Source organism: Ihuprevotella massiliensis, from assembly GCA_900095835.1.
GTDB classification, from domain to species: domain Bacteria; phylum Bacteroidota; class Bacteroidia; order Bacteroidales; family Bacteroidaceae; genus Alloprevotella; species Alloprevotella massiliensis.
On the sequence record LT608321.1, the window covers coordinates 1562037 to 1585224 of the forward strand.

A 23188-nucleotide genomic window follows, 5' to 3' on the forward strand; every position below is an offset into this window, starting at 1 on the left:
TAAGATAAAATGCGAGCTAATGTAGCGATAAAGGCGGTTATTTTGTCCGATGAGTCCATATTATTTCATCGATTTTCACCGCATATATCGATTAAACCAGCGATTTTTGGAAGCAGCGACGGCGCTTGTGCACCACATTGTCGAGTCCCTTCCATTGATCTTGGCTTTGGTGGTTCGTTTCAAGCTGAGGATTACTTTCAGCGTATTCAAAACCCATTTCCTTAGCAATGGGAATGATATCGGCAAACAGCAAGGCGTTAACGCCCTTGTTTTGATATTCAGGAAGAACGGCGACAAGCAGCAATTCCACAGTCTTTGACTTCTTCACCTTCAAGGCTTTGAGCAAATGCCACCAACCGAAGGGGAAGAGTTTACCTTTGGCCTTTTGCAGTGCAACAGCCAAAGAGGGCATACACACGCCCATAGCTACGGGTTCACCGTTAGCATCCTCAATGACAGTGAGCAAACGCAAATCGAGGAGTTTCAGATATTCATCGGCATATTTGTCGATTTGCTTGCGGGTGAGCTCGCTAAATCCAAAGAGCGGTGCATAGGCTTTGTTCACCACATCAAAGATTTTGTAGACATACCCGCCCTGCTTAAGTTCCTTGACATTCTTAAACTTACGCACTTTGAGATTCAAACGTTCGCCCATGCGACGTGCCACCTTGAAATAGCGCTCTTGTTCGGCTTCGTGCCCCTTCACGGGAACGTAGATTTTACGTTCCACCCAGTCAATTTCTCGTACATAACCATGATGTTCAAGATGTTTGGGGTAGTAAGGATAGTTGTAGATGGTCGCCATGGTTGACAATTTGTCAAAACCCTCAATGAGCATACCCTCTGCATCGAGATCGGTAAAACCCATAGGACCGATAATTTTGTCGCAACCATGTTGTCTTCCCCATTCTTCAGCGTGACGCAACAGCGCGCCACTCACTTCAAGGTCATCCACAAAGTCAATCCATCCGAAGCGAGCATTCTTGGTTTCCCAAGTAGTATTGGCCTTGTGGTTGATGATACAAGCCACACGCCCTACGAGGATGCCTTCGCGATCCGCCAAAAAGAGCTCCGCTTCACAGAAATCATAAGCTGCGTTCTTCTCGGGATTGAAGGTGTCGAGCATATCTTCGAGCAAATCAGGCACGGAGTATGCGTTGTTCTTGTAGAGTTCGTAGTTAAAACGAATAAATTGCTTGAGTTCGTCCTTTGTAGTGACTTTCGTAATGTGAATTGGCATGATAATGAGGAACAAGGGCGTGCACTTGCACAATAAATACTCTTTCCATTTCACTGCACGGAAAAAGAGCAAAAGCACCTCTCGAGGAGGACACCTTTGCAAGCGCGCGATGATGTTATCGTGCAAATATACAATTTTCTCCGCACTTTCGCCTATTTTCTAGGCCTTTTTCTGAAATTCTTCTTCATTCTCAGCCATTTTTCACAAGAGCATATGCGATTTTCATACCACCTTCTCCACGTCAATAACCACACCTCAAAACTGTCTCGCAGGTTCAAACCGACGCACGACTCACCCATCTCCGCCAACCTTACAAAATCCTACAATCCTCTTGCTACAGCGCACGAGAATATGAGGAAAGCCTCTCTCATCTTCCTTCCACAACCGTTTGTCTCGCATAATTCTCGATTGTTTCTAAAAAGTTCTCACGAAATGAAACCTTAGCACTTGTCATTTCAAGAAAAAATTGTTACATTCGCCAAAACACTCCGTACATCCCTTATTACACTCATGGAAGCACTCTTACACTATGTCTGGCAGCACCGCCTATTTCCACAGACCTCCCTCGCTACCACACAGGGAGAAGTAGTGGAAGTGCTCGATGTGGGACTCCACAACACAGATGCGGGTCCTGATTTTTTCAATGCGAAAATACGCATCGGCACACAACTTTGGGTGGGAAATGTGGAGATTCATTTGCGATCTTCCGACTGGTTTCGCCATCAGCACGAAACTGATGCACGCTACGACAATGTGATTCTCCATGTAGTGTGCGAAGCTGATAGAGAAGTGTCTACGAAGTCAGGAAGAGCCCTCCCGCAACTGGTGATTGAGGTGCCCCAACATGTAGCAGACAACTATCACGAACTGATGGAAGAAGACAATTATCCTCCTTGTCATCAACTGTTGGCTTCACTGCCGATTTTCGAGGTACACGCTTGGCTCTCGGCATTGACTTTCGAGCGACTGCAACAAAAAACAGAGCGCATAGACCGTTGGCTAACGGAAACGAGTGGCGACTGGGAACGCGTGGCATTCATCGTTTTAGCACGCGCCTTTGGGTTTGGTAAAAACACGGATGCCTTCGAACGATGGGCAGTAACTCTCGATCCTCAACACACGGGGAAGCACCGCGACGACGCACAACTCATTGAGGCTTTCTTCTTTGGACAAGCTGGTTTGCTAGATACCGAGCGCACCCCTCCCTCCGAACAAGACTCGCACTTTCAAGCCCTAGTGCGCGACTATCGCTTTCTTCAACAAAAATTCTCCCTAACTCCTATTTCCCCCTTGGAATGGAAATTCCTACGACTCCGTCCGCAGAATTTTCCGCACGTACGACTGGCTCAGTTGGCTGCGCTCTACGGATCTCAACGCTTTTCACTCGCACGAATCCGTCAATCCACCTCTGTAGAAGACGCACGCAACATACTATCTTTCAACACACTACCCTATTGGATAGACCGCTATAAATTTGGAGACAACTCCGCAAAAACCACGAAAAAGAAAGACAAATACCAGAACGGATTAGAATGTTCTCAAGAGCAAAATCGCGAGGTAAACACTGTTTCTTGCGAAAAAGAAGTAGACAGCAAGAAAAAGGCTCTAAAAGTTACGCCCTGCCTTTCAACAGGAAGTCAAGATTTACTTTTGATCAATGCCGTCATCCCGCTTCTTTTTGCCTTCGGACGTCACCACCAAGACTCGACACTCATGGACAAAGCCATCAATTGGCTTGAGCAACTTCGGGCGGAGCGCAATCACGTGGTGCAGATGTGGCAAGCTGTAGGCATCACCGCCGAACATGCTGCTGACTCCCAAGCATTGCTGCAACTCAAATGGCAATACTGTGATCGACACGACTGCTTGCGTTGCAGATTTGGCACGCGCTATATCCAACAGCGTAAATCGCTTTTCTAAAACTCTCGAGCGAAGAGCGACACCATTTTCAACAACTCCCTCACAAACATTGATTTCATCATTTCATAGCTTCTAATATATGCAACCTATTTTTACCCTCCCCATGGTGGTGCGCGACTACGAATGCGACATCCAGGGCATCGTGAACAATGCAGTTTATCAGAACTACAACGAACACTGCCGAAGCTGCTTCATTGCTTCCCTCGGCATCGAATTCGCCGACCTCCACGAACGTGGCATCGACGTGGTAGTGGCACAACTCAACATGCGCTTCAAAACATCGCTCCGTCCCGGCGATAAATTCGAGATCCGTCTTGCTCTCGAAAAACAAGGCCTTCGCTATGTTTTCCATCAGGACATTGTGCGCTTGGCTGATGAAAAGCGCGCACAGAAAGACCCCTCTTACCAAAAGGAAGTACTATCTCTCCGTGCTCAAACCGATATTGTTGCTATCATCAATGGTCGTCTCTCCGACTGTCCAGAGCTAAACGAAAAGTTTGGATTGTAAAATCGGGGGATGGGTGGCAAAATCGCTCCCAAGCCTCCGCTTCTCAGCTTTCTCCCTTCTTTTTCATCTCATATCTTAATTTACCCATCCTTAGTGGCGCTACGAGAATTCGTAGCGCCACTTTTTTGTTGCTAATACGTAAGTCGCTTCTATTTTGGAATTATTAAATTTCCACGCCCTTTCCTCAAAAAATTCCGATTTCATCGAATAATAAGTTTCATACAACTAAAAAAATCGGGAAGGTTTGATTTACTGTTGTCTATTTTGAAGTAGAGAGCTCAAGAATAGAATTCGGTTATCTGCCCGAAAATCATTAACTTTGCAGGATATGGACACGATATTTCACTATGATGTCATTGTTGTAGGAGCAGGACACGCAGGTTGCGAAGCTGCCTCCGCTGCTGCACGCATGGGGGCACGCACCGTTCTCATCACAATGGACATGAACAAAATAGCACAAATGAGCTGCAATCCTGCCGTGGGTGGGATTGCCAAAGGTCAGATTGTGCGCGAGATTGATGCACTAGGCGGACAGATGGGCTTGGTGACAGACGCCACCGCCATACAATTCCGCATGCTCAACCGCTCCAAAGGTCCTGCCATGTGGAGCCCACGAGCACAATGCGACCGCATTCGCTTCATCGCAGAATGGCGTCACCGCATCGAAAACACCGAAAACCTTGATGTGTGGCAAGACGAAGTAAGCGAACTCCTCGTTGAAAACGGCAGAATTGCTGGTTTGCGAACGATTTGGGGCGCGGAGTTTCGTGCAGGTGCAGTTGTCATCACAGCGGGCACCTTCCTCAATGGTTTGATGCACATCGGCAAGAAGATGGTACCAGGTGGTCGCTGCGCCGAACCTGCTTCAACCTTCCTCACCACAGCACTCAACGAACTCGGCATCGAAAGCCTTCGAATGAAGACAGGTACTCCTGTACGCATCGACGCGCGTTCGGTACACTTCGATGAAATGGAATTGCAACCTGGTGAAAACGATTTTCACCGCTTCTCTTTCATTTCAGAGCATCGACCACTACCACAACTCAACTGCTGGACGTGCAACACCAATGCAGAAGTTCACCGCATCTTGCGCCAAGGACTCGAAGACTCTCCGCTTTATAATGGACAAATTCAATCTATCGGTCCAAGATATTGCCCATCCATCGAAACAAAACTGGTAACGTTTGAGGGTCGCGATTCGCATCCGCTGTTCTTAGAGCCCGAAGGTTTGGACACTAACGAGCTTTACTTAAATGGTTTCTCATCATCTCTTCCGATGAATGTGCAAATCGAAGCGCTCAAACAAATGCCCTGTTTCCGCGATGTGAAAGTATATCGCCCTGGTTACGCCATCGAATACGACTTTTTCCCTCCCACACAACTCCACCACTCGTTGGAATCGAAGAAAGTGGAAGGTCTCTTCTTTGCCGGACAAGTGAACGGCACCACTGGATACGAAGAAGCAGGTGGACAAGGCATCGTGGCTGGTATTAATGCTGCACTCTCTTGCAACGGCAACGAACGCTTCACCCTCGGACGCGATGAAGCCTATATTGGCGTTCTCATCGATGATTTGGTCACGAAAGGTGTGGACGAACCCTATCGCATGTTTACTTCTCGTGCAGAATATCGCATTTTGCTCCGACAAGACAATGCCGATGTGCGCCTCACACCCTACGCAGAGCGTTTCGGCATCGCCACTCGCGAACGTTTGGAACGATTCCATCACAAACAAGCCACAATCGCAGGTATGATAGAAGCCGCCAAATCTGGCAATCTCAAACCAAGCGAGGTGAATGCACTTTTGGAAAGCCACGGTTCACAGCCGCTCAATCACGGAGCAAAATTGTTTGAACTCATCGCACGTCCAGAATTAAAAGTGGAAGACTTCTCGAGCCTCCAAGACATTCCTGCCGTAGCAAGCTTCTTTGCACCGCTTTCCTCCGACAATGTGGATCGAGAAGAGACGATGGAAGCGACAGAAATCCTCATTAAATACGATGGCTATATTGCTCGCGAACGAGCACTGGCAGACAAAATGCAACGTCTCGAAGACATCCGCATCCGCGATCGCTTCGACTACAACTCCCTCACACAACTATCCACAGAAGCTCGCCAGAAATTGACAGCGGTGAATCCAGAGACTTTGGCACAGGCCTCTCGCATCCCAGGCGTTTCTCCCTCCGATATTTCCGTCCTCCTCGTGCTACTAGGAAGATAAAACTTTGCATCATTTATTATAGAATCAACCGTTTACGCCACATAGTTTTAGTTTCACTCTAAGTAGCGCCATCATAAAGGAACAGAAAATCGATGGAATCGCGTTTTTCAGCGCAGATCATCGCAAAACACCTGCGTTCCACGTGAAACAAAACAACGTCACCTGGCGAATTATCAAACACTTATGAATACAGAATTGTTACTCTCTCATCTGAGAAACATCCCCGATTTCCCCAAACCCGGCATTCAATTCAAAGACGTTTCCACCCTTTTCCTCGAGCCTGCGTGTTTGAATGAAATCCTTGACGAATTAGTGCACCTTTATAAAGACAAAGGCATTACCAAAGTTGTCGGCATCGAAAGCCGCGGTTTTGTGATGGGCGCTATTTTAGCACAACGTCTTGGCGTCGGGTTCGTGATGTGCCGCAAGATTGGCAAGCTCCCAGGAGAGACACGCAAGCAGAGTTATCTCAAAGAATACGGAGAAGATGTGATAGAAATCCACACCGATGCGATTTCATCGGAAGACGTCGTACTCATCCACGACGATTTGCTCGCCACTGGTGGTTCTATGAAGGCCGCCATCGACTTGGTGGATTCTTTTGGCGCAAAAAAAATCTACGTCAACTTCCTCATCGAGCTCCGCATGGAAGGACTAAAAGGAAAAGAATTCCTCGGAAACAAGGCAGAAATAACCGCTTTGCTCACACTCAACGAGTAATTACCTCTCGTTGCAAAGGCATTGTTTTCCTTATTTCACCCACAAAGGCGACCTCCTTCCCTGGACATTCACGTAACTCCAAGGACGAGGTCGCCTTTTCTTAGCACCACAACACCATGAACAAGGCAGAACAAGAAGCGCTTCAGCAAAAACTCAAAGGTATTGTTTCAAATCTTCCCGAGAAGCCGGGGAGCTATCAATACTACGACGAGGAAGACACCATCATATATGTGGGCAAAGCAAAAAATCTCAAGCGCCGTGTGGCTTCCTACTTCAATAAGGACCAAAATCGCAAAACGAGTATCTTGGTATCAAAGATTCGCAACATCACCTACACCGTGGTGAATACGGAAGAAGATGCCTTGTTGTTGGAGAATGCGCTCATCAAACAATACAAACCGCGCTACAACGTCCTACTCAAAGACGATAAGACCTACCCCTCCATCGCGATCTCCCACGAATATCTCCCTCGCATCTTCAAGACACGACACCGCGAACGTAGAGGGGCCACCTATTTTGGTCCCTATAGCCACCTGCCCACAATGTATGCCTTATTAGATTTGTGTCAAAAGCTCTACAAACCGCGTCCGTGCCATCAACCAATGACGGAAGTGGGGGTTAAAACAGGGAAATATGAGCTCTGTCTCAATTACCACATCCATAAATGTGAGGGAGCATGCGTGGGTAAGCAGACCCACGAAGAATATATGCGCAACATCGAGGCTTGTCGAGAGATTCTCAAAGGAAACACCCGTGCTGTAGCCCAGCATCTTCGCGATGAAATGGCGCGACTTTCTGAAGAAATGCGTTTTGAAGAAGCGGCTATATTGAAACGAAAGTATGATTTAATCGAAAACTTTCGTGCTAAATCAGAAGTTGTGTCGCAGATCAGCTACGATATCGATGTTTTCTCCATCGAAAGCGACGAGAAATTGGCTTATATCAACTTTCTCCACGTCGTCAATGGCGCCATCACCCAATCTTTCACCTTCGAGTTTAAGAAAAAACTCGATGAAAGCGATGAAGACCTCCTTGCCCTTGGCATTGTGGAGATGCGCGAACGCTTCGAATCAAAGTCCAAAGAGATTGTGTTGCCCTTCTTGGTGGAACTGCCCGATGACTACGCCAAACTAGTCGTGCCGCAACAAGGAGGAAAGAAAACCCTCCTCGATCTTTCGCGCCAGAACGTCAAACAATACAAGTTTGACCGCCTAAAACAAGCCGAAAAACTCAATCCCGAGCAAAAGCAAGTGCGATTGATGAAGGAAATACAAACACAACTGGGACTACCTTCCCTCCCTCTCCGCATCGAAATCTTCGACAACTCCAACATTTCTGGTACTGATGCTGTCGCCGGTTGCGTGGTATTCGACAAACTCAAACCAGCGAAGAAGGAATATCGCAAATTCCATATTAAGACTGTGGAAGGTCCAGACGACTACGCCTCGATGCGCGAAGTCGTGCATCGGCGATATGCTCGTCTGAAAGAGGAAGACGGCACTATGCCCAACCTCATCATTGCCGATGGTGGGCGCGGACAAATGGAAGCTATTCGCGGTGAAATCGAAGCGCTCGGACTAAATATCCCCGTAGCAGGTCTGGTGAAAGACCATCGCCATCGCACCCGCGAACTACTCTTTGGCAATCCTCCGGTGTCAGTGGGCGTGCAACTCGACAGTTACCTCTTCAAGGTGCTCACGCAGATGCAAGACGAAGTGCACCGTTTCGCCATCACCTTCCATCGCCAACAGCGCAGCAAACGACAAACCGCCTCTGCTCTAGACAACATCCCAGGAATAGGCGAAAAAACCAAGCAAACCCTCATACAACACTTCGGCAGTGTGAAACAAATCCTCGCGACAACAGTGGAACAATTTCAAGAAGTGTTGGGAGAGAAGCGCGGTGCAAAGCTCTTTGAAGCCCTACATCCCACTCCTACGAGCGAGAAAGAAGTCTAAACTCCCTCCATTAAAAGATAATATCTTAAGTAGTACTAGATATAATCGGAAGAAAAACGTAACTTTGCAACTATGAGAGTTGTTATACAGCGTGTCAAACACGCACAAGTTAGTATCGATGCCCAAGAATACAGCCACATCGAGCAAGGTCTCCTCGTGCTGCTTGGCATCACGCACGACGACACAGCATCCGATGCCGAATGGCTCGTGCAGAAAATCCTCAAAATGCGCATCTTTGACGATGAAGCAGGGGTAATGAATCGTTCCGTCGTGGACATCCAAGGAGAAGTGATGGTGGTGAGTCAGTTCACCCTCATGGCAGCAACGCAGAAGGGCAACCGCCCCAGCTACATCCGTGCCGCTCGTCCAGAGCATGCCGAGCCCCTCTACCAGTATTTTGTGGAAAATCTCAGTCTGGGCTTGCAACGACCCATTGCCACCGGAGAGTTCGGCGCAGACATGCAAGTATCCCTCCTCAACGATGGTCCTGTCACAATCCTCATGGACACACATAACAAGGAATAAATTCCCCCATTTGCTTCCATATAATCATCCATACACCCATAACATACTATCACTATGTCTGAACATCACTGCGAATGTGGTCACGAACACCACGATCACGAACATGATTGCTGCTGCCAACACGAAGGGCACGAACAGCACAACAACGACTGTCAATGCGGTCACTCCCATCATGACGATGATAACCAGTACGAACAAGCCTTTTCAAAATACGAGCTCCATCTTAGCGACGAGAAGGTGAGCAGCACTGTACGCGAAATCATCTCACAAAACCGCGAGAAATATAACACCCCCGAAGTGCTGCACACCCTCCTCTCCACGGTGGAACTCACCACCCTCACCGTGACAGACTCACACGAGAGCGTATTCAATTTCACAGAGAGCGTCAACCGTTGGAGCGACCAACATCCTGACCTTCCACCTTTGGCAACCATCTGCGTATACCCCAATTTTGCTGCTACGGTAAGCCAAAATCTCCAAGCCGATAACGTCAAAGTGGCTTGCGTGAGCGGTGGTTTCCCCGCCTCTCAAACCTTCCTCGAAGTGAAAACTGTGGAGACTGCACTTGCACTTGCTGATGGTGCCGATGAAATCGACATGGTGCTTTCTGTAGGTGCCTTCTTGAGTGGTGACTACGAAACTTGCGCCGACGAAATTGCAGAGCTCAAGTCAGTGTGCGGTGACCACCCTCTCAAGGTTATCCTCGAGACTGGCGAACTCAAAACTGCTGAACTGATCAAAAAAGCATCCATCCTCTCCATGTATGCCGGTGCTGACTTCATCAAGACTTCCACAGGGAAAGTCGCTGTTGCCGCTACTCCAGAAGCTGCTTTGGTAATGTGCTCTGCTATCTTGGAATACAAGGAACAAACTGGTCGTCTTGTAGGCTTCAAAGCCGCTGGTGGCATCAAGACCGTAGATGAAGCCATCGATTTCTACACCATCGTGGCAGAGACCCTTGGCGAAGACTACATCAAGCAAGGTCTTTTCCGCATCGGCACCAGCCGTTTGGCAAATCTCCTCGCTTCTGCTATCGTGGGCGAAGACATCGCGCCTTTCAGCAGCAAGGCGGTCAATTACTAAAAATCGCAACCTTGTGAGTGTTCTTCTCCACAGCACTGCTCGTTTTTACAACGCAATCTGAAAGCTGCGAAACTCGCAACAAACGAAAGGTCGACAATCGCAAATTTCCACGAGCAAGCAAGTAAGACAACTTCAAGACCTCTGCCCCACTCTTTCACGGCAAAATCCTAACATTTGCGCGCACACTTCTCATTTCTGAGAGATGTGCGCGCATTTTTTGTCTCATATTGCCGATTTCACCGGAAAAACGGAAATCCACCTCTTATTGTAGAATTTTACTTTGTCTTTTTATTTCGCGAATTCTAGTAAAACCTATCAACTTTGATAGTGAGGTAAGACCAATGGTCTCAGAAAGTCATATCCTTTTGACAATTAGCATACTAAGATAACTCCAAGAAAATCTAGTGTACGTAAAAAGACGGGAAAAACAACACACGGAACAACAGCATATAAACACATCACAGTTCCGTAATTATCTCACTTCCCACTATTCGGTCATGAAAAATGCTGAAAATGGTAGACTTATCTATGACAACAAGCGTTGCTCCTACCCTCCTTCATTTCTCGCTGCCGCAAGAGGAACATCAGCCCCACAAAAAACATGCTGCCCTATTTGCAAGATATTAAACCCCAACCCATGTGATTCATTCTTCAGTGCCGTGAAAAATTTCCTCAAACTGTCACTGTTAATAGACCTTACACGACAGCAGAATCATGCTGAATTGCCATCCCTCGCGCGCGCGTAACAGAGAAACATAACTTTTTGCTTTCACAACCTTCACAGTTTTCTTTGTAATCGTCTGACAGACTGAATTGTAAGCCCTTTTTATAACATTCGTTTAGGTTCAGACAACTCAAACACCTCCAAAAACACAGAAAAACCAGCTAACGCGCTTCAAAACATCACCAAAAATCACGCAAAAAATGTCCGAGCTTTTTCCAAAAACGTGGGAGAATTCTCAAAAAACGTGGGAGATTTTTTGAAAAAACTCCCACGTTTTTTCTGTTCTGTCGGAGTTCTTAAGGGAAGACTCAAAAACATCACAACATCGGCACAAGAAACCTCGTCTACAAACTCAATATTTTCCGAAAATCCGCTTAGACAACAACTACCATAGCTACGAGAATAAACCCTTTACCCACCATTGCGAATAAACGCTGTACGAAGAACCACGCTTATCCTCTATCCAAAAGGAAAGAAAAGGCGAAAAAAAACACATTTCTCAACAAAGAAAATCAGTCCAAAACAACAGATTATTCGCAGAAACCCTACCCCGACGATCAAACGTCACAAAAAGTAGGGGCAAAAACCCACATATCACACTTGCACACAATGCATTACACGGATTTCTGTGAAGGTTGTGAAAGCAAAAAGAGCGAAATTGCAGTATGTGCGCGCACGCGTGCGCGCGAGAAGCAGAAAATGAGGTATCGGAAAAGTGAGTCAATCATGGGTCCAGATTGGCGATATAAAACGAAGCAACTTAGCGCAAATTTTAGCAAAAGACTAGAGAAAACAGCATAAAGGAGAGAAGAAAGCGCGGATTTCGAGCCAACGAGACAGAAATCTGAAAATAATTTGGTATATTTGCAGGCTGATAAGTGTACCTTGGCGAAGACTCTAGACACGAAAGAGGTGTTTTACGATGTCGACGAGCAACAAGTTCATCCTTATCACCCCCTCAGTGGAAATCAATAACAATAAAATAAACCTCAATTCAAATGCAAAACAAAGGATTTGTCAAAGTAATCGCCGTATTGCTTGCCCTTATCTGCGTCTACTATTTGAGTTTCAGCTTCGTAACTAACCATTACGAGAAGAAAGCTGAAGCGATGGGCGTAGAAGCTGGCAAAGCATACCTCGACTCTTTACGTCAAAGCGACGAGGGTGTATGGCTGGGACAAAGTTACAAGAAGTGCGAAGCACTCCAAATCGGCTTAGGTCTCGACCTCAAAGGCGGTATGAACGTGATTCTCGAAGTGTCGGTGCCCGACGTGGTGAAAAACCTCGCTGGCAGTGGTGCTGAAGACCCCAAAGTGAAGAAGATTCTTGCTGAAGCACAAGCTGAAGCTGCTAAGTCTTCAGACAACTTCCTCGATGTCTTCGTGAGCAAGTACCAAAAGGAAGTAGGTGCCAACCAACTCGGCGGTCTCTTCTCTCTTCGTCTTAAAGACGATGGTATCACACCTAGCAGCACAGACGCACAAGTGAAGGCTGCACTCGAGAAGGAAATTAAGGCTGCAGTGAGCAACTCTTATCAAGTGGTACAACAACGTATCGACCGCTTCGGTGTGGCTCAGCCCAACATCCAAATCCTTGAGGGCCGTGGTCAAATGGGTCAAATCATGGTAGAAATGCCTGGTATCAAGGAACCCGAGCGCGTGCGTAAGCTCCTCCAAGGTAGTGCAAACCTCGAATTCTGGGAAACCTACACCCTTGGCGAAGTGCAAGGTGCTCTCCAAGCCCTCGACACTCGTTTGGCTCAAATCAACTCTGGCAAAACTTCTACAGACTCTACGAAAGTAGACAGCACAAAAGCCGACACTAAGCCTACTGACACTAAGGTGAAAGATGCTTTGGCGTCACTCAAGGGCAGCAACGCCCAAGACAAAATGGTTGATGGTATCGGTAAGGAAAATGCTGCTCGCGCACAAGCGCTCAAGCAACACCCCCTCCTCGCTGTTATGCAACTTGGTAATCCTAAATCTGCAATCGTAGGTTATGTGCGCGCCACAGACACTGCTGCAGTCAACAAGGCTATCCATTCAGAGGTGGCAAAGGAAATCCTTCCTGCTGACCTCAATCTTGCTTGGAGCGTAAACGCAGAAAAGGGCGTTTATGAACTCTATGCGCTTCGTCGCAACAATGGCGGTGCTGTACTTGCTGGTGAAGTAGTAGAAAACGCAAAGGACGACTTCAACCAATACCACAAGCCAATGGTTTCCATGACCATGACACCGGAAGGTGCTCGCGAATGGGCTATTGTGACTCGCAACAACCTCAAGAAACCTGTGGCTATCGTGCTTGATGGTGTGGTGTATAGCGCACCTGTAATCGAAAATGAAATCAACGGTGGTCAGTCACAAATCAGCGGTAATTTCACTACTCAACAAACCCAAGACTTGGCGAACGTGCTCAAGAGTGGTAAGATGCCTGCTCCCACCAACATTGTACAAGAAGAAACTGTTGGACCAAGCCTCGGTGCTGCGTCTATCCAAGCTGGTTTCACCGCCTGCGTAGTGGCATTCGTGCTCTTGATGGTCTTCATGTGCGCTTTCTATGGCGTGATCCCTGGCATGGTCGCTAACATGGCGCTCATCCTCAACTTCTTCTTCACCTTTGGTGTGCTCACCTCCTTCCAAGCTGCACTCACACTCAGCGGACTCGCGGGTATGGTGCTCTCACTCGGTATGGCGGTGGACGCTAACGTATTGATTTACGAACGTACGAAGGAAGAACTCCGTGCAGGTAAGAACATCAAACAAGCTCTTGCGGATGGTTACGGCAACGCATTCTCTGCGATTTTCGACTCTAACCTCACGTCTATCATCACTGCGATTATCCTCTACAACTTCGGTACAGGTCCTATCCGTGGCTTTGCTTTGACACTCGCCATCGGTATCGTAGCCTCATTCTTCACCGCTGTTTGGCTCACTCGCATTGCTTACGAACACTTCCTTGACAAAGACAAGTGGCTCAATCTCACCTTCACAACAGGTCTCTCTAAGAAGTTCCTCACCAACACCAATTTCGGTTTCATGAAGATGGCTTCTAAGACGAACATCCTCGTGGCTATCCTCGTGCTGGGAGGTGCTGTGTCATTGGCAACTCGTGGTCTCCAACGTGGTATTGACTTCACTGGTGGTCGCAACTACGTAGTGGAATTTGAACAGAAGGCAAATCCCGAACAAGTGAAGAAGGCAGTAGAAGACGAAATTGCCAAGACAGGTCAAACAGGTACGGTAGGTGTTCTCTCTATCGTAACCACCCAGAACCCTGCTCTCCGCATTTCAACTTCTTACAAGATTGACCAAAACGATGAAAAGGTAGACCAAGAAGTAGAACAACTCATCTGGCGCGCGCTCCACAACAACAAGTTGGTGAATGCAGACTACGCAACCTTCAAGGATCGCGACAACCGCAAGGGTGGTTCTATCATCTCTGCACAGAAGGTTGGTCCTAGCGTAGCAGCAGACCTCACTCGTGGTGCTATCATCAGTGTGATTCTCTCGCTCATCGCCATCTTCATCTACATCCTCTTCCGCTTCCGCAGCGTGGCGTTCTCAGTGGGTGCAATCGTGGCTTTGGCAGTGGATACCTTCATCATCATCGGCATCTACTCAGTGTGCTGGGGCTTCTTGCCCTTCTCATTGGAAGTAGACCAGACGTTCATCGGTGCTATCCTCACGGTGATTGGTTATTCGATCAACGACAAGGTGGTAGTCTTCGACCGTATCCGTGAAAACATCGGTCTCTACCCCACTCGCGACCCCGAACGTCTCTTCAATGACTCCATCAACAACACGCTCACGCGTACGATTATGACCTCATTCACTACCCTCTTGGTGCTCCTCTGCATCTTCTTCCTCGGTGGTGACGCGATTCGCTCATTCTCGTTTGCTATGATTCTCGGTGTTGTAGTAGGTACTCTTTCTTCTATCTTCATGGCTGCACCTATCGCTTACAAGATCTATGGTCGCCGTCAAGCAAAAAAGGCTGCTAAGGCATAATACCTCAAAGATTTTCCCCAGTGTCCACAGTGCAATCACTGAGGAAAGCCTAATCCAAATATCATCTCCCACTCCTCTTCATGAGGGGTGGGAGATTTTTTATATCCCATCGCAGCTGCGCATCACCTCTTGCAGCTGGTTTAATAACAGCAACGCATGTTCCACATTCTTCTATCGCTCGACGAAGCTCCCTCAACAAGAAATTCTCCATCGAAGTAGGTGGACCTCCCTGCGAAGCACGCAGCGCGTTCAACAAGGCCGTAGCCACTTCTCCATCTTAGCCCTAAAAAGGAGAATGAGGTGTAATGTTAAAAAGAGAATTATAGTGTGGCAGTCCCCACTTAATTTGTAATTTTGCAGCAAATTACCCTCATTCTACCCTTTTCTCTGCAAGAAGAGGGGTAAACCCTGCATACCGTCTCACAATGAGTAAGCGAAAACCACGTAACAACGGACGTTTTAGATACGTCACCGCCGGCATCAGCACCACCTTAGTGTTGATTCTCGTGGGCACAGTTGTATTCTTCGGCACGATGGCAGACAATCTTAGTCGCGCCTTGCGTGAGAACTTCACCGTCGAGGTGCTGCTCTCCGACAGCCTCAACCATGAACAAGCCTATGATCTTCAAACGACGCTCAAGCAACAGCCCTACACGCGCGGCATTTCCTACATTTCTAAGGAAAAGGCGACAAAGTTGCAGAGCGAGGCTTTGAACATCGACCCCAACGAATTCTTGGGTTATAGCCCCATCCCCGCCTCTTTTGAACTACAGCTCAAAGCGGAATACGCCGACACTGACTCACTCAAAAAGTTTATGCCTAAGTTGCAAGCCGACGAACGCGTGGTGGACGTGGTGTATCCCGAAGATTTGATGCAAAACATCAACAGCAACATCAACAAGGTGAGCATCGTGCTCCTCGTGGTGGCTGCTTTGCTAGGCTTTGTGAGCCTTGCGCTCATCAACAACACCCTGCGCATGAACATTGCCAAGCGTCGACACTCTATCCAAATTATGAAGCTCGTGGGCGCAAAATGGAGTTTCATCCGTCGTCCTTTCTTGTGGCAAGCCTTCAACATCGGCTTTTGGGCTGGACTCGTGGCTGACGCTGTGCTCTATGGTGGCATGTATGGTTTGATGACTTGGGACAAAGAGATTTCTACCCTCATCACTCCCACGGTGATGTTGGTGACTTTGGTGAGCGTACCTTTGATTGGTGTGATTCTCACCGTCATCAGTGCCTTCTTCTCCGTGAACAAGCACTTGGGCATGAGTCGTCATGAGGCTTATCTCTATTAGAATTCTACAAAGACTGCACACTGCAACCCCTATCCTCCAACGAGATTTTCCTCCGCTCCTGATCAGGGGCTGAATTTCTTAGCTAGATTCAACCTATTAGTCCAAGACTCTGCGCGCTTCTTGCGAGGTCTGCGCTCTGTCATTGACCATTTTTTCATTCTCTACAACTCTGCTAAATTCTGCGCCATGCAAAAGAAACAGCAATTCGCATTTTCAGCCATCAATTTCTATCTTTTGGCTGTTGCCATCGTCACCGTGCTCATCGGTTTTGTGTTGATGAGCGGAAAAGGTAGCACTGACACACAATTTAATCCCGCTATCTTTGACAACACGCGCACTGTCGTAGCTCCCATCATCTGCTTTTTGGGTTATCTCTTCATGATTGTTGCCATCCTCTATCGTCCAAAGGCGAAGAACGAGGCGGAAAATCCTCAACAAGCTCAGACCACAAACGACACACAAGCGGAAGTTGTGGTGACCCTCGAGACAGACGCTCCCCTCCAAACCACTTCTTGCGCTACAACCTCTGCTGAAGCATGAATCTCCTAGACCTCATTATCATCTCGATTGTCGAAGGACTCACTGAGTTTCTCCCCGTTAGTTCTACAGGACACATGATGATTGCAGAAGGGTTGTTGGGCGTCGAAATGACGACTTTCGTGAAATCCTTTACTGTCATCATTCAGTTGGGCGCTATCCTGGCTGTAGTGGTGCTCTATTGGCGCAAGTTTTTCTATCCATCGGCTGATGCCTTGGGAAAACAAACGTCAGCAGAAGGAGCTTCTGTCCAAGCCTCACAAGACACATCACGATTTGGGCAATGGTGGTCGCGCATTTGGCGCTTTTACCTCAAACTCATCGTAGGCGTATTGCCTGCAGTGGTGGTAGGATTGACGCTGAAAGACGTTATAGATCAAAACCTAGAGAGTGTAACCATGGTAGCTGTGATGCTCATCATTGGTGGCGTGTTCATGCTTTTCTGCGATCAGCTCTTTGCCCCCAAAGACAAAGCCGCAGTAGAAGCCCTTTCGCACACACCCGTGACCTATCGTCGCGCTTTCATGATTGGACTTTATCAGTGCATTGCAGCGGTGCTTCCTGGCACTTCTCGCTCCATGGCTACCATCGTGGGCGGTATGCAACAAAAGCTCACACGCAAGATGGCAGCGGAGTTCTCCTTCTTCCTCGCCGTTCCAACTATGTTTGGGGCTGCTGTGAAGGAAGTCTACGACCTCATGAAACATGGGGCAGACATCACCCTCGCAGATGGCACGGTACAACACCTCACAGGCACGCAAGTGCTCACGGCGGACGGCAACCTCACCACACTCCTTTTGGGCAGTCTCATCGCCTTTGTAGTGGCACTTATGGCAGTGAAATACTTCATCCACTACATTGCGCGCTATGGTTTCCGTGCTTTCGGATGGTATCGCATCGTAGTTGGCGCAGTGATTTTGGCTTTGCCCCTCTGCGGAGTTAAACTCCAGACTGAAAACGAAAGCAAAACAGCAACTCCTCACGCGGAGTCTGCTGCACAAAGTCGCACTAACATTCATTCTCAGCGCACTATCTCTACGTCTCAGCGCACAATAACAGCAACGCAACGCCCTGCATGAACTTTTTAACTGGACAAATCCTGACCTTCGATAAGCCACTCGGGCTGACTTCTTTTCAACTGGTGGCAAAAGTGCGCTGGTTGCTCACGCGCGCCATGGGTGGAGTGAAAATTAAAGTGGGACATGCGGGCACTCTCGATCCACTTGCCTCTGGCGTGATGGTGGTGTGCACAGGACGTGCCACCAAACAAATCGACACGTTGCAAGCTGGCGTGAAAGAATATATCGCTACCCTTCGCTTGGGAGCTACCACCCCCAGCTTTGACTTGGAGCATCCCGTAGACCACACCTACGCCACTTGCCACATCGACCACCAATTAGTGGAAACCCAACTCAAGAAGTTCATCGGTGACATTTGGCAAACTCCTCCTGCTTTCTCCGCCGTTAAGGTAGATGGCAAGCGCGCTTACGATTTGGCTCGCAAAGGAAAGGAAGTGGAACTCAAACCGAAGCTCTTGCGCATCGACGAACTTGAACTCCTGGATTGTGCCTTGGCAGGTGCAGAAAAGTTCTTGACCATCCGTGTGGTCTGCTCCAAAGGCACTTACATCCGTGCATTGGCACGCGACATCGGTGAAGCCCTCGGCAGTGGTGCTCATCTCACCTCGCTTCGACGCACTCGCGTGGGCGACTTCCGCGTGGAAGACTGCATGCAACTCGACGATTTCGAAGGTTGGCTAGCACAGCAAACCATTGAAACCGAACTTCCTCAATAAAATTCTTCATCTAGAAGTGCACCCACTGCCTACAGCAATGACGAGAGTGCCGCACTTCTCATACCCCCAATTATATCTCACTTATGAAACTGTCTCAATTCAAGTATAAGCTCCCTCAAGAGAAGATTGCAGAATACCCTGCTCCCCATCGCGATGACTGCCGTATGCTGGTGCTCCATCGCAAAACGGGGGAAATTGAACACCGTGAGTTCAAAGATTTCTTGGAGTATTTCGATGAAGAAGATGTCTTCGTGTTCAACGACACCAAGGTCTTCCCTGCTCGCCTCTATGGCAACAAGGAGAAGACGGGTGCCCGCATCGAAGTGTTTCTCCTACGCGAACTCAACCGCGACCTTCGTCTTTGGGATGTTCTTGTAGACCCTGCGCGTAAAATCCGTATTGGCAACAAGCTCTACTTTGGAGAAGATAACTCCATCGTGGCTGAAGTCATCGACAACACCACAAGCCGCGGCCGCACCTTGCGATTCCTCTACGATGGTGATCACGATGAGTTCCGTCAACAACTTTATGCACTTGGCGAAGCTCCCATTCCTCATGAAATCATCAAGCGTCCTTCTGAACCCGAAGACTTGGAACGTTTCCAATGTATCTTCGCCAAACACGAAGGTGCGGTCACCGCTCCCACTGCAGGTTTGCACTTCAGCAAGAACATGATGAAGCGCATGGAGATTAAGGGCATCGAATCTGCTTTCATCACCCTCCACTGTGGCTTGGGCAACTTCACACAAACTGACGTGGAAGATCTCACCAAACACAAGATGTACAGCGAGCAAATGTTCGTGCGCAAGGAGTGCTGCGAGATGGTCAATACCGCAAAGGAGAAGGGACGCAAGATTTGCGCCGTAGGAACTACCGTGCAGCGTGCCCTTGAAGCTAGTGTGAGCACAGAAGGTCGCATCAAAGAATTTGAAGGCTGGACGAGCAAGTTTATCTTCCCTCCCTACGATTTCTCGGTGGCTGACGCTATGTTCTCCAACTTCCACATGCCTGAGTCCACACTCCTCATGCTCACTGCAGCCTTTGGTGGCTACGAACACGTGATGAATGCCTACGAAGTGGCTTTGAAAGAAGGCTATCGCTTCGGCACATTCGGCGACGTAATGCTCATTGTTGATTAAAACCTCATCAGTTTCTATGCACATACACATCGCCTTTGGTGCCAACCTTGGCGACCGCGAGGAGAACATTCACCAAGCTGTGCAACTGATGTCGCAGCAAGTGGGACCCCTTGTCCGCTGTTCCTCACTCATCGAAACAGCTCCCGTGGACATGCTCTCCGACAACGCCTTCCTCAACGCTGTTGCCATCTTCGACACAAAACTCTCTCCTGGACGCATTCTCCAAATTGCCAAACGTATCGAACGGCAACTCGGACGTGAGCGCAAGAGTGAAGGAGGGGAGCACTTTGATCGTCCCATCGACATCGATTTGTTGCAATATGGTGATCACCACATTCACAACCGCGATTTAGAACTTCCCCACCCTCGCTTGGCAGAACGCGACTTTGTGTTGCGTCCCCTTGTCGAAATTGACCCTGATGGCGAATACGCAGGCGAAGGTGGTGGAACCTTCCGCCAACTGCTCGATAAGCTCACCCCAGATTATCATTTGGCTTTCCCCACAGAGCCCTCACTCTCTGACCTAGACAGCATCAATCGTCTGTTACCACAGCTCACTCCAGGTAGAAAACTCGACTGGGCTTCGCTGGAACGCATCGTTCACCATCCCGATGTCCATCTCATCTTGGTGCACGCCAATCGTTCGGGCGAAATGCTGGTGGTGGGAATGGCTACGCTGTGCATGATGTACACTCCCACTGGCACAAAAGCCTATGTGGAGGACGTAGTAGTCGATGAATTGCATCGGGGCAAAGGCTTGGGGCGTCGCCTCATCCGCGCAGCCAAAGACCTCGCTGCTGAGCACCGCGCCATCACACTCCACCTCACCTCCCGACCAGAACGCGTGGCAGCCAATGCACTCTATGTGTCGGAAGGCTTTGAGCGCAGAGAAACCAACGTCTATTGCATTCGATTGTAAAAGAAAGGCGCAGCACACTCGCACGCTCTGTGTCTATTCAAGACACAACTGCAATGCTGACACCCATCAAAGTCCTCACCCTCATGTCCAACGTCAACGAAGCTCTCGACGATTACGTAGCGAGTCATACCTCTGCAGCGCACCCCTATCTCTATCAACTCTATCGCGCCACGCACACGCAGCTCATTCGTCCGCGTATGGCGAGTGGTCCACTCCAAGGACGTTTGCTCACCATGCTCTGCCAGATGCACCAACCTCAGACTGTTGTAGAGATTGGCACGTATTCTGGCTATTCTGCCCTGTCGATGGCAGCTGGTATGCCGCACGGAAGTGTGCTCCACACCTTTGAGATCAATGACGAACAAGAGGACTTCACACGCCCATGGCTAGAAAACTCCCCGTGGTCTTCCAACGTTGACATCCACTTCCACATCGGAGAAGTTGAAAAACTCCTCCCACCGCTCCATCTCACCATAGATTTAGCATTCATCGATGCCAACAAGCGCGACTATTGTGCTTATTTCGACCTTCTCTTCCCCATGATGCGAGTAGGAGGTTTCCTATTAGCCGACAACACCCTTTGGGATGGACATGTGGTAGAAGCCGAACGCAACGACGCACAAACCGAAGGCATTCGCGCCTTCAACGACAAGATGGCAGCTGATTCACGCGTGGAAACTCTCATTCTTCCCCTCCGCGATGGACTCTCCCTCATTCGCAAGGTGAGCGACTAACCAGCAGCGAATCGAATAGGACAAAGCACACGAGGCATTTCCCCATTGAGTGTACAAACATCACACACGCCATGCACGGTAATTGCGCTAAGGCTAAAACTTATCGCGTAGTATCCACTCGATTCTCTGCCATCGTTTCCCCTTCTTTCCATATACTATCAATCATATTCTCATGGAATCTACAAGACAACAAAAAATATCGCGACTGCTTCAGAAAGAGCTGAGCGAAATCTTCCTTTTACAAACAAAATCTATGGCAGGCACGCTCGTTTCGGTGAGCAAGTGCTACATCAGCCCCGACATGAGCATCTGCCGCGCCTATCTCAGCGTCTTCCCCTCGGAGCGCAGCGAAGAGATTGTGGCAAACATCAACGGCAATGTCCCAGCCATTCGATTTGAACTCGGCAAACGCGTGCGCCATCAGCTCCGCATCATCCCTGAACTCAAGTTCTTCGTAGACGATAGCTTGGACTATCTCGAAAACATCGACCGACTCTTGCAACAATAAGTTGCGCCGCTCGCTACCCATCGTAGGACAGCCGTAGGAAATCATCCGTACATCAAAGGCTAGAAACCAGTGCCACGCTGCTCTATAGCCAGCTTTTCAGCGCATCACAAGCGATTTCATCCATGTCACTCACCAACATCATTGCTCTCCGCTATCTCTTCTCCAAGAAGAGTCACAACGCCATCAACCTCATCTCGGCGATTGCCGTGGGGGGAATTGTAGTGGCGACAGCCGCCATGGTGTGCACGCTCAGCGTGTTCAATGGTTTTCGCGATCTCATCGGAAGTCTCTACACCACCTTCGACCCCCAGATTGTGGTAGTACCCTCTACGGGCAAATATGCACCAGAGGATGACATGGTGCTTCAGAAAGTGCAACTACACCCTGCCGTTGCCGCCAGCAGTGCCACGCTCGAACAGAATGCACTCATTCTCTTTCGCGGTCACCCTTTGGTGGTCTACATCAAAGGGGTCGACAAAAACTTTGAGAAAGTCACTGCCATCCGCTCCATCTTAGTCAATCCCAAGCGCAAACCTTTTGTCCTCTCCGCTGCCAGCGTGCAATATGGAGTGCTAGGTCAAGGACTAGCACAACAGATTGGCACACTCGATTTTGAGCAACTCCAGATTTGCGCCCCACGTGACGGCGAGCGCATCAATCTTGCCAACCCCATCGAGTCCTTTTCGGTGCAAGACCTTCACAGCAGTGGGATGGCGTTCAATGTGAATCAGCGAAAATATGACGAGAGCTACATTCTCACTTCCAAAACCTTTGCTGAAGATCTCTTTGAAAAGCCCGGTCAACTCTCGCGCCTCGAACTGAAGTTGAAACCTGACGCAGACCTCCAAGCTGTGAAGGAAGAGTTGCGCCACATTGTGGGCAATCGCTACAAGGTGCTCGACCGTATGGAGCAACAAGCCGACGTGTTCAACATCATGAACGTGGAGAAACTCATCGCTTATGTCTTTCTCACCTTCATTGTCCTCATTGCTTGTTTCAACATCATCTCTTCGCTCTCCATGCTCATCATAGAGAAACGCGATGATGCTGAGACCTTACGTCACCTAGGACTCTCTCACAGCCGAATCCGAGGAATTTTCGTCCGCGAAGGCATGTTCATCTCCACCCTCGGAGCCTTGCTTGGTTTAGCACTTGGCGGAGGACTCTGCTGGCTACAACAAGAATACGGGATTATCAAGTTTGGAAGCGGACAGAATTTCATCATTCCTGCCTATCCCGTCAGCGTGCATCTCACCGACATCGCCCTCATCTTGGCGACCGTCATCGGAGTGGGTTTCCTCTCAGTTTGGATACCTGTGCAGGTGCTCACCAAACGCTTGCTGCAATAATAG

18 protein-coding genes are annotated in these 23188 nt (G+C 48.7%); 17 read left to right on the forward strand and 1 reads right to left on the reverse strand.

Annotated features, from left to right (window positions below):
• Positions 1 to 91: 91 nt before the first annotated feature.
• Positions 92 to 1240 carry a GNAT family N-acetyltransferase gene (locus tag BQ2633_RS06445; protein WP_075567265.1) on the reverse strand — a complete coding sequence of 383 codons (1149 nt, stop codon included), beginning with the start codon at positions 1238 to 1240 and terminating at the stop codon, positions 92 to 94.
• Between the two features lie 510 nt (positions 1241 to 1750).
• On the opposite strand from BQ2633_RS06445, the gene BQ2633_RS06450 reads away from it, so the two are divergent.
• The 17 genes from BQ2633_RS06450 to BQ2633_RS06535 all read left to right on the forward strand — a co-directional run bounded on the left by BQ2633_RS06450 (position 1751) and on the right by BQ2633_RS06535 (position 23185).
• A complete protein-coding gene (locus tag BQ2633_RS06450; RefSeq protein ID WP_075565887.1) occupies positions 1751 to 3160 on the forward strand; it encodes a DUF2851 family protein in 1410 nt (469 codons plus the stop codon).
• Between the two features lie 79 nt (positions 3161 to 3239).
• Positions 3240 to 3668 carry an acyl-CoA thioesterase gene (locus tag BQ2633_RS06455; protein WP_075565888.1) on the forward strand — a complete coding sequence of 143 codons (429 nt, stop codon included), beginning with the start codon at positions 3240 to 3242 and terminating at the stop codon, positions 3666 to 3668.
• A gap of 328 nt (positions 3669 to 3996) precedes the next feature.
• Entirely contained in the window at positions 3997 to 5889 is a 1893-nt protein-coding gene (gene mnmG, locus BQ2633_RS06460; protein WP_075565891.1) for a tRNA uridine-5-carboxymethylaminomethyl(34) synthesis enzyme MnmG, read from the forward strand.
• Between the two features lie 183 nt (positions 5890 to 6072).
• Positions 6073 to 6609: an adenine phosphoribosyltransferase gene (locus tag BQ2633_RS06465; protein ID WP_075565892.1), complete on the forward strand. Its 537-nt coding sequence runs from the start codon at positions 6073 to 6075 to the stop codon at positions 6607 to 6609.
• A gap of 116 nt (positions 6610 to 6725) precedes the next feature.
• Positions 6726 to 8567: an excinuclease ABC subunit UvrC gene (gene uvrC / locus BQ2633_RS06470; protein ID WP_075565894.1), complete on the forward strand. Its 1842-nt coding sequence runs from the start codon at positions 6726 to 6728 to the stop codon at positions 8565 to 8567.
• Between the two features lie 72 nt (positions 8568 to 8639).
• The gene (gene dtd, locus BQ2633_RS06475; protein ID WP_075565896.1) at positions 8640 to 9092 is read left to right on the forward strand and encodes a D-aminoacyl-tRNA deacylase; all 453 of its coding nucleotides are present in this window, start codon (positions 8640 to 8642) and stop codon (positions 9090 to 9092) included.
• A gap of 54 nt (positions 9093 to 9146) precedes the next feature.
• On the forward strand, positions 9147 to 10175 hold the full coding sequence (gene deoC / locus BQ2633_RS06480) for a deoxyribose-phosphate aldolase (RefSeq protein WP_075565898.1): 1029 nt from the start codon (positions 9147 to 9149) through the stop codon (positions 10173 to 10175).
• Positions 10176 to 11897: 1722 nt separating this feature from the next.
• Complete coding sequence (gene secDF, locus BQ2633_RS06490; RefSeq protein WP_075565902.1) at positions 11898 to 14906, forward strand: protein translocase subunit SecDF; 3009 nt, start codon at positions 11898 to 11900, stop codon at positions 14904 to 14906.
• Between the two features lie 425 nt (positions 14907 to 15331).
• Positions 15332 to 16204 (forward strand): cell division protein FtsX, encoded by an 873-nt coding sequence (locus BQ2633_RS06495; RefSeq protein WP_075565904.1) that lies wholly within the window; start codon positions 15332 to 15334, stop codon positions 16202 to 16204.
• A 186-nt stretch (positions 16205 to 16390) separates the two neighbouring features.
• Positions 16391 to 16744 (forward strand): DUF3098 domain-containing protein, encoded by a 354-nt coding sequence (locus tag BQ2633_RS06500; RefSeq protein ID WP_083234061.1) that lies wholly within the window; start codon positions 16391 to 16393, stop codon positions 16742 to 16744.
• A complete protein-coding gene (locus tag BQ2633_RS06505; RefSeq protein ID WP_075565906.1) occupies positions 16741 to 17820 on the forward strand; it encodes an undecaprenyl-diphosphate phosphatase in 1080 nt (359 codons plus the stop codon). Before BQ2633_RS06500 ends, BQ2633_RS06505 begins: the two co-directional genes overlap by 4 nt.
• Positions 17817 to 18536, forward strand: coding sequence for a tRNA pseudouridine(55) synthase TruB (gene truB, locus BQ2633_RS06510; protein ID WP_075565907.1), 720 nt, complete (start codon positions 17817 to 17819; stop codon positions 18534 to 18536). Before BQ2633_RS06505 ends, truB begins: the two co-directional genes overlap by 4 nt.
• Before the next feature lie 83 nt (positions 18537 to 18619).
• Positions 18620 to 19675 carry a tRNA preQ1(34) S-adenosylmethionine ribosyltransferase-isomerase QueA gene (queA, locus tag BQ2633_RS06515; RefSeq protein WP_075565908.1) on the forward strand — a complete coding sequence of 352 codons (1056 nt, stop codon included), beginning with the start codon at positions 18620 to 18622 and terminating at the stop codon, positions 19673 to 19675.
• 16 nt (positions 19676 to 19691) lie between these two features.
• Positions 19692 to 20594 carry a 2-amino-4-hydroxy-6-hydroxymethyldihydropteridine diphosphokinase gene (gene folK / locus BQ2633_RS11455; RefSeq protein ID WP_075565910.1) on the forward strand — a complete coding sequence of 301 codons (903 nt, stop codon included), beginning with the start codon at positions 19692 to 19694 and terminating at the stop codon, positions 20592 to 20594.
• Positions 20595 to 20677: 83 nt separating this feature from the next.
• Positions 20678 to 21328, forward strand: coding sequence for a class I SAM-dependent methyltransferase (locus BQ2633_RS06525; protein WP_075567266.1), 651 nt, complete (start codon positions 20678 to 20680; stop codon positions 21326 to 21328).
• 172 nt (positions 21329 to 21500) lie between these two features.
• Positions 21501 to 21836, forward strand: coding sequence for a 30S ribosome-binding factor RbfA (gene rbfA, locus BQ2633_RS06530; protein ID WP_044063079.1), 336 nt, complete (start codon positions 21501 to 21503; stop codon positions 21834 to 21836).
• A gap of 122 nt (positions 21837 to 21958) precedes the next feature.
• Complete coding sequence (locus BQ2633_RS06535) at positions 21959 to 23185, forward strand: FtsX-like permease family protein (protein WP_075565911.1); 1227 nt, start codon at positions 21959 to 21961, stop codon at positions 23183 to 23185.
• Positions 23186 to 23188: the final 3 nt, after the last annotated feature.

What these genes read in the sequence shown, in the direction of transcription:
- BQ2633_RS06445 (WP_075567265.1), bottom strand. Translation starts at nt 1,240, where the DNA reads ATGCCAATTCACATTACGAAAGTCACTACAAAGGACGAACTCAAGCAA.
- BQ2633_RS06450 (WP_075565887.1), top strand. Translation starts at nt 1,751, where the DNA reads ATGGAAGCACTCTTACACTATGTCTGGCAGCACCGCCTATTTCCACAG.
- BQ2633_RS06455 (WP_075565888.1), top strand. Translation starts at nt 3,240, where the DNA reads ATGCAACCTATTTTTACCCTCCCCATGGTGGTGCGCGACTACGAATGC.
- mnmG (WP_075565891.1), top strand. Translation starts at nt 3,997, where the DNA reads ATGGACACGATATTTCACTATGATGTCATTGTTGTAGGAGCAGGACAC.
- BQ2633_RS06465 (WP_075565892.1), top strand. Translation starts at nt 6,073, where the DNA reads ATGAATACAGAATTGTTACTCTCTCATCTGAGAAACATCCCCGATTTC.
- uvrC (WP_075565894.1), top strand. Translation starts at nt 6,726, where the DNA reads ATGAACAAGGCAGAACAAGAAGCGCTTCAGCAAAAACTCAAAGGTATT.
- dtd (WP_075565896.1), top strand. Translation starts at nt 8,640, where the DNA reads ATGAGAGTTGTTATACAGCGTGTCAAACACGCACAAGTTAGTATCGAT.
- deoC (WP_075565898.1), top strand. Translation starts at nt 9,147, where the DNA reads ATGTCTGAACATCACTGCGAATGTGGTCACGAACACCACGATCACGAA.
- secDF (WP_075565902.1), top strand. Translation starts at nt 11,898, where the DNA reads ATGCAAAACAAAGGATTTGTCAAAGTAATCGCCGTATTGCTTGCCCTT.
- BQ2633_RS06495 (WP_075565904.1), top strand. Translation starts at nt 15,332, where the DNA reads ATGAGTAAGCGAAAACCACGTAACAACGGACGTTTTAGATACGTCACC.
- BQ2633_RS06500 (WP_083234061.1), top strand. Translation starts at nt 16,391, where the DNA reads ATGCAAAAGAAACAGCAATTCGCATTTTCAGCCATCAATTTCTATCTT.
- BQ2633_RS06505 (WP_075565906.1), top strand. Translation starts at nt 16,741, where the DNA reads ATGAATCTCCTAGACCTCATTATCATCTCGATTGTCGAAGGACTCACT.
- truB (WP_075565907.1), top strand. Translation starts at nt 17,817, where the DNA reads ATGAACTTTTTAACTGGACAAATCCTGACCTTCGATAAGCCACTCGGG.
- queA (WP_075565908.1), top strand. Translation starts at nt 18,620, where the DNA reads ATGAAACTGTCTCAATTCAAGTATAAGCTCCCTCAAGAGAAGATTGCA.
- folK (WP_075565910.1), top strand. Translation starts at nt 19,692, where the DNA reads ATGCACATACACATCGCCTTTGGTGCCAACCTTGGCGACCGCGAGGAG.
- BQ2633_RS06525 (WP_075567266.1), top strand. Translation starts at nt 20,678, where the DNA reads ATGTCCAACGTCAACGAAGCTCTCGACGATTACGTAGCGAGTCATACC.
- rbfA (WP_044063079.1), top strand. Translation starts at nt 21,501, where the DNA reads ATGGAATCTACAAGACAACAAAAAATATCGCGACTGCTTCAGAAAGAG.
- BQ2633_RS06535 (WP_075565911.1), top strand. Translation starts at nt 21,959, where the DNA reads ATGTCACTCACCAACATCATTGCTCTCCGCTATCTCTTCTCCAAGAAG.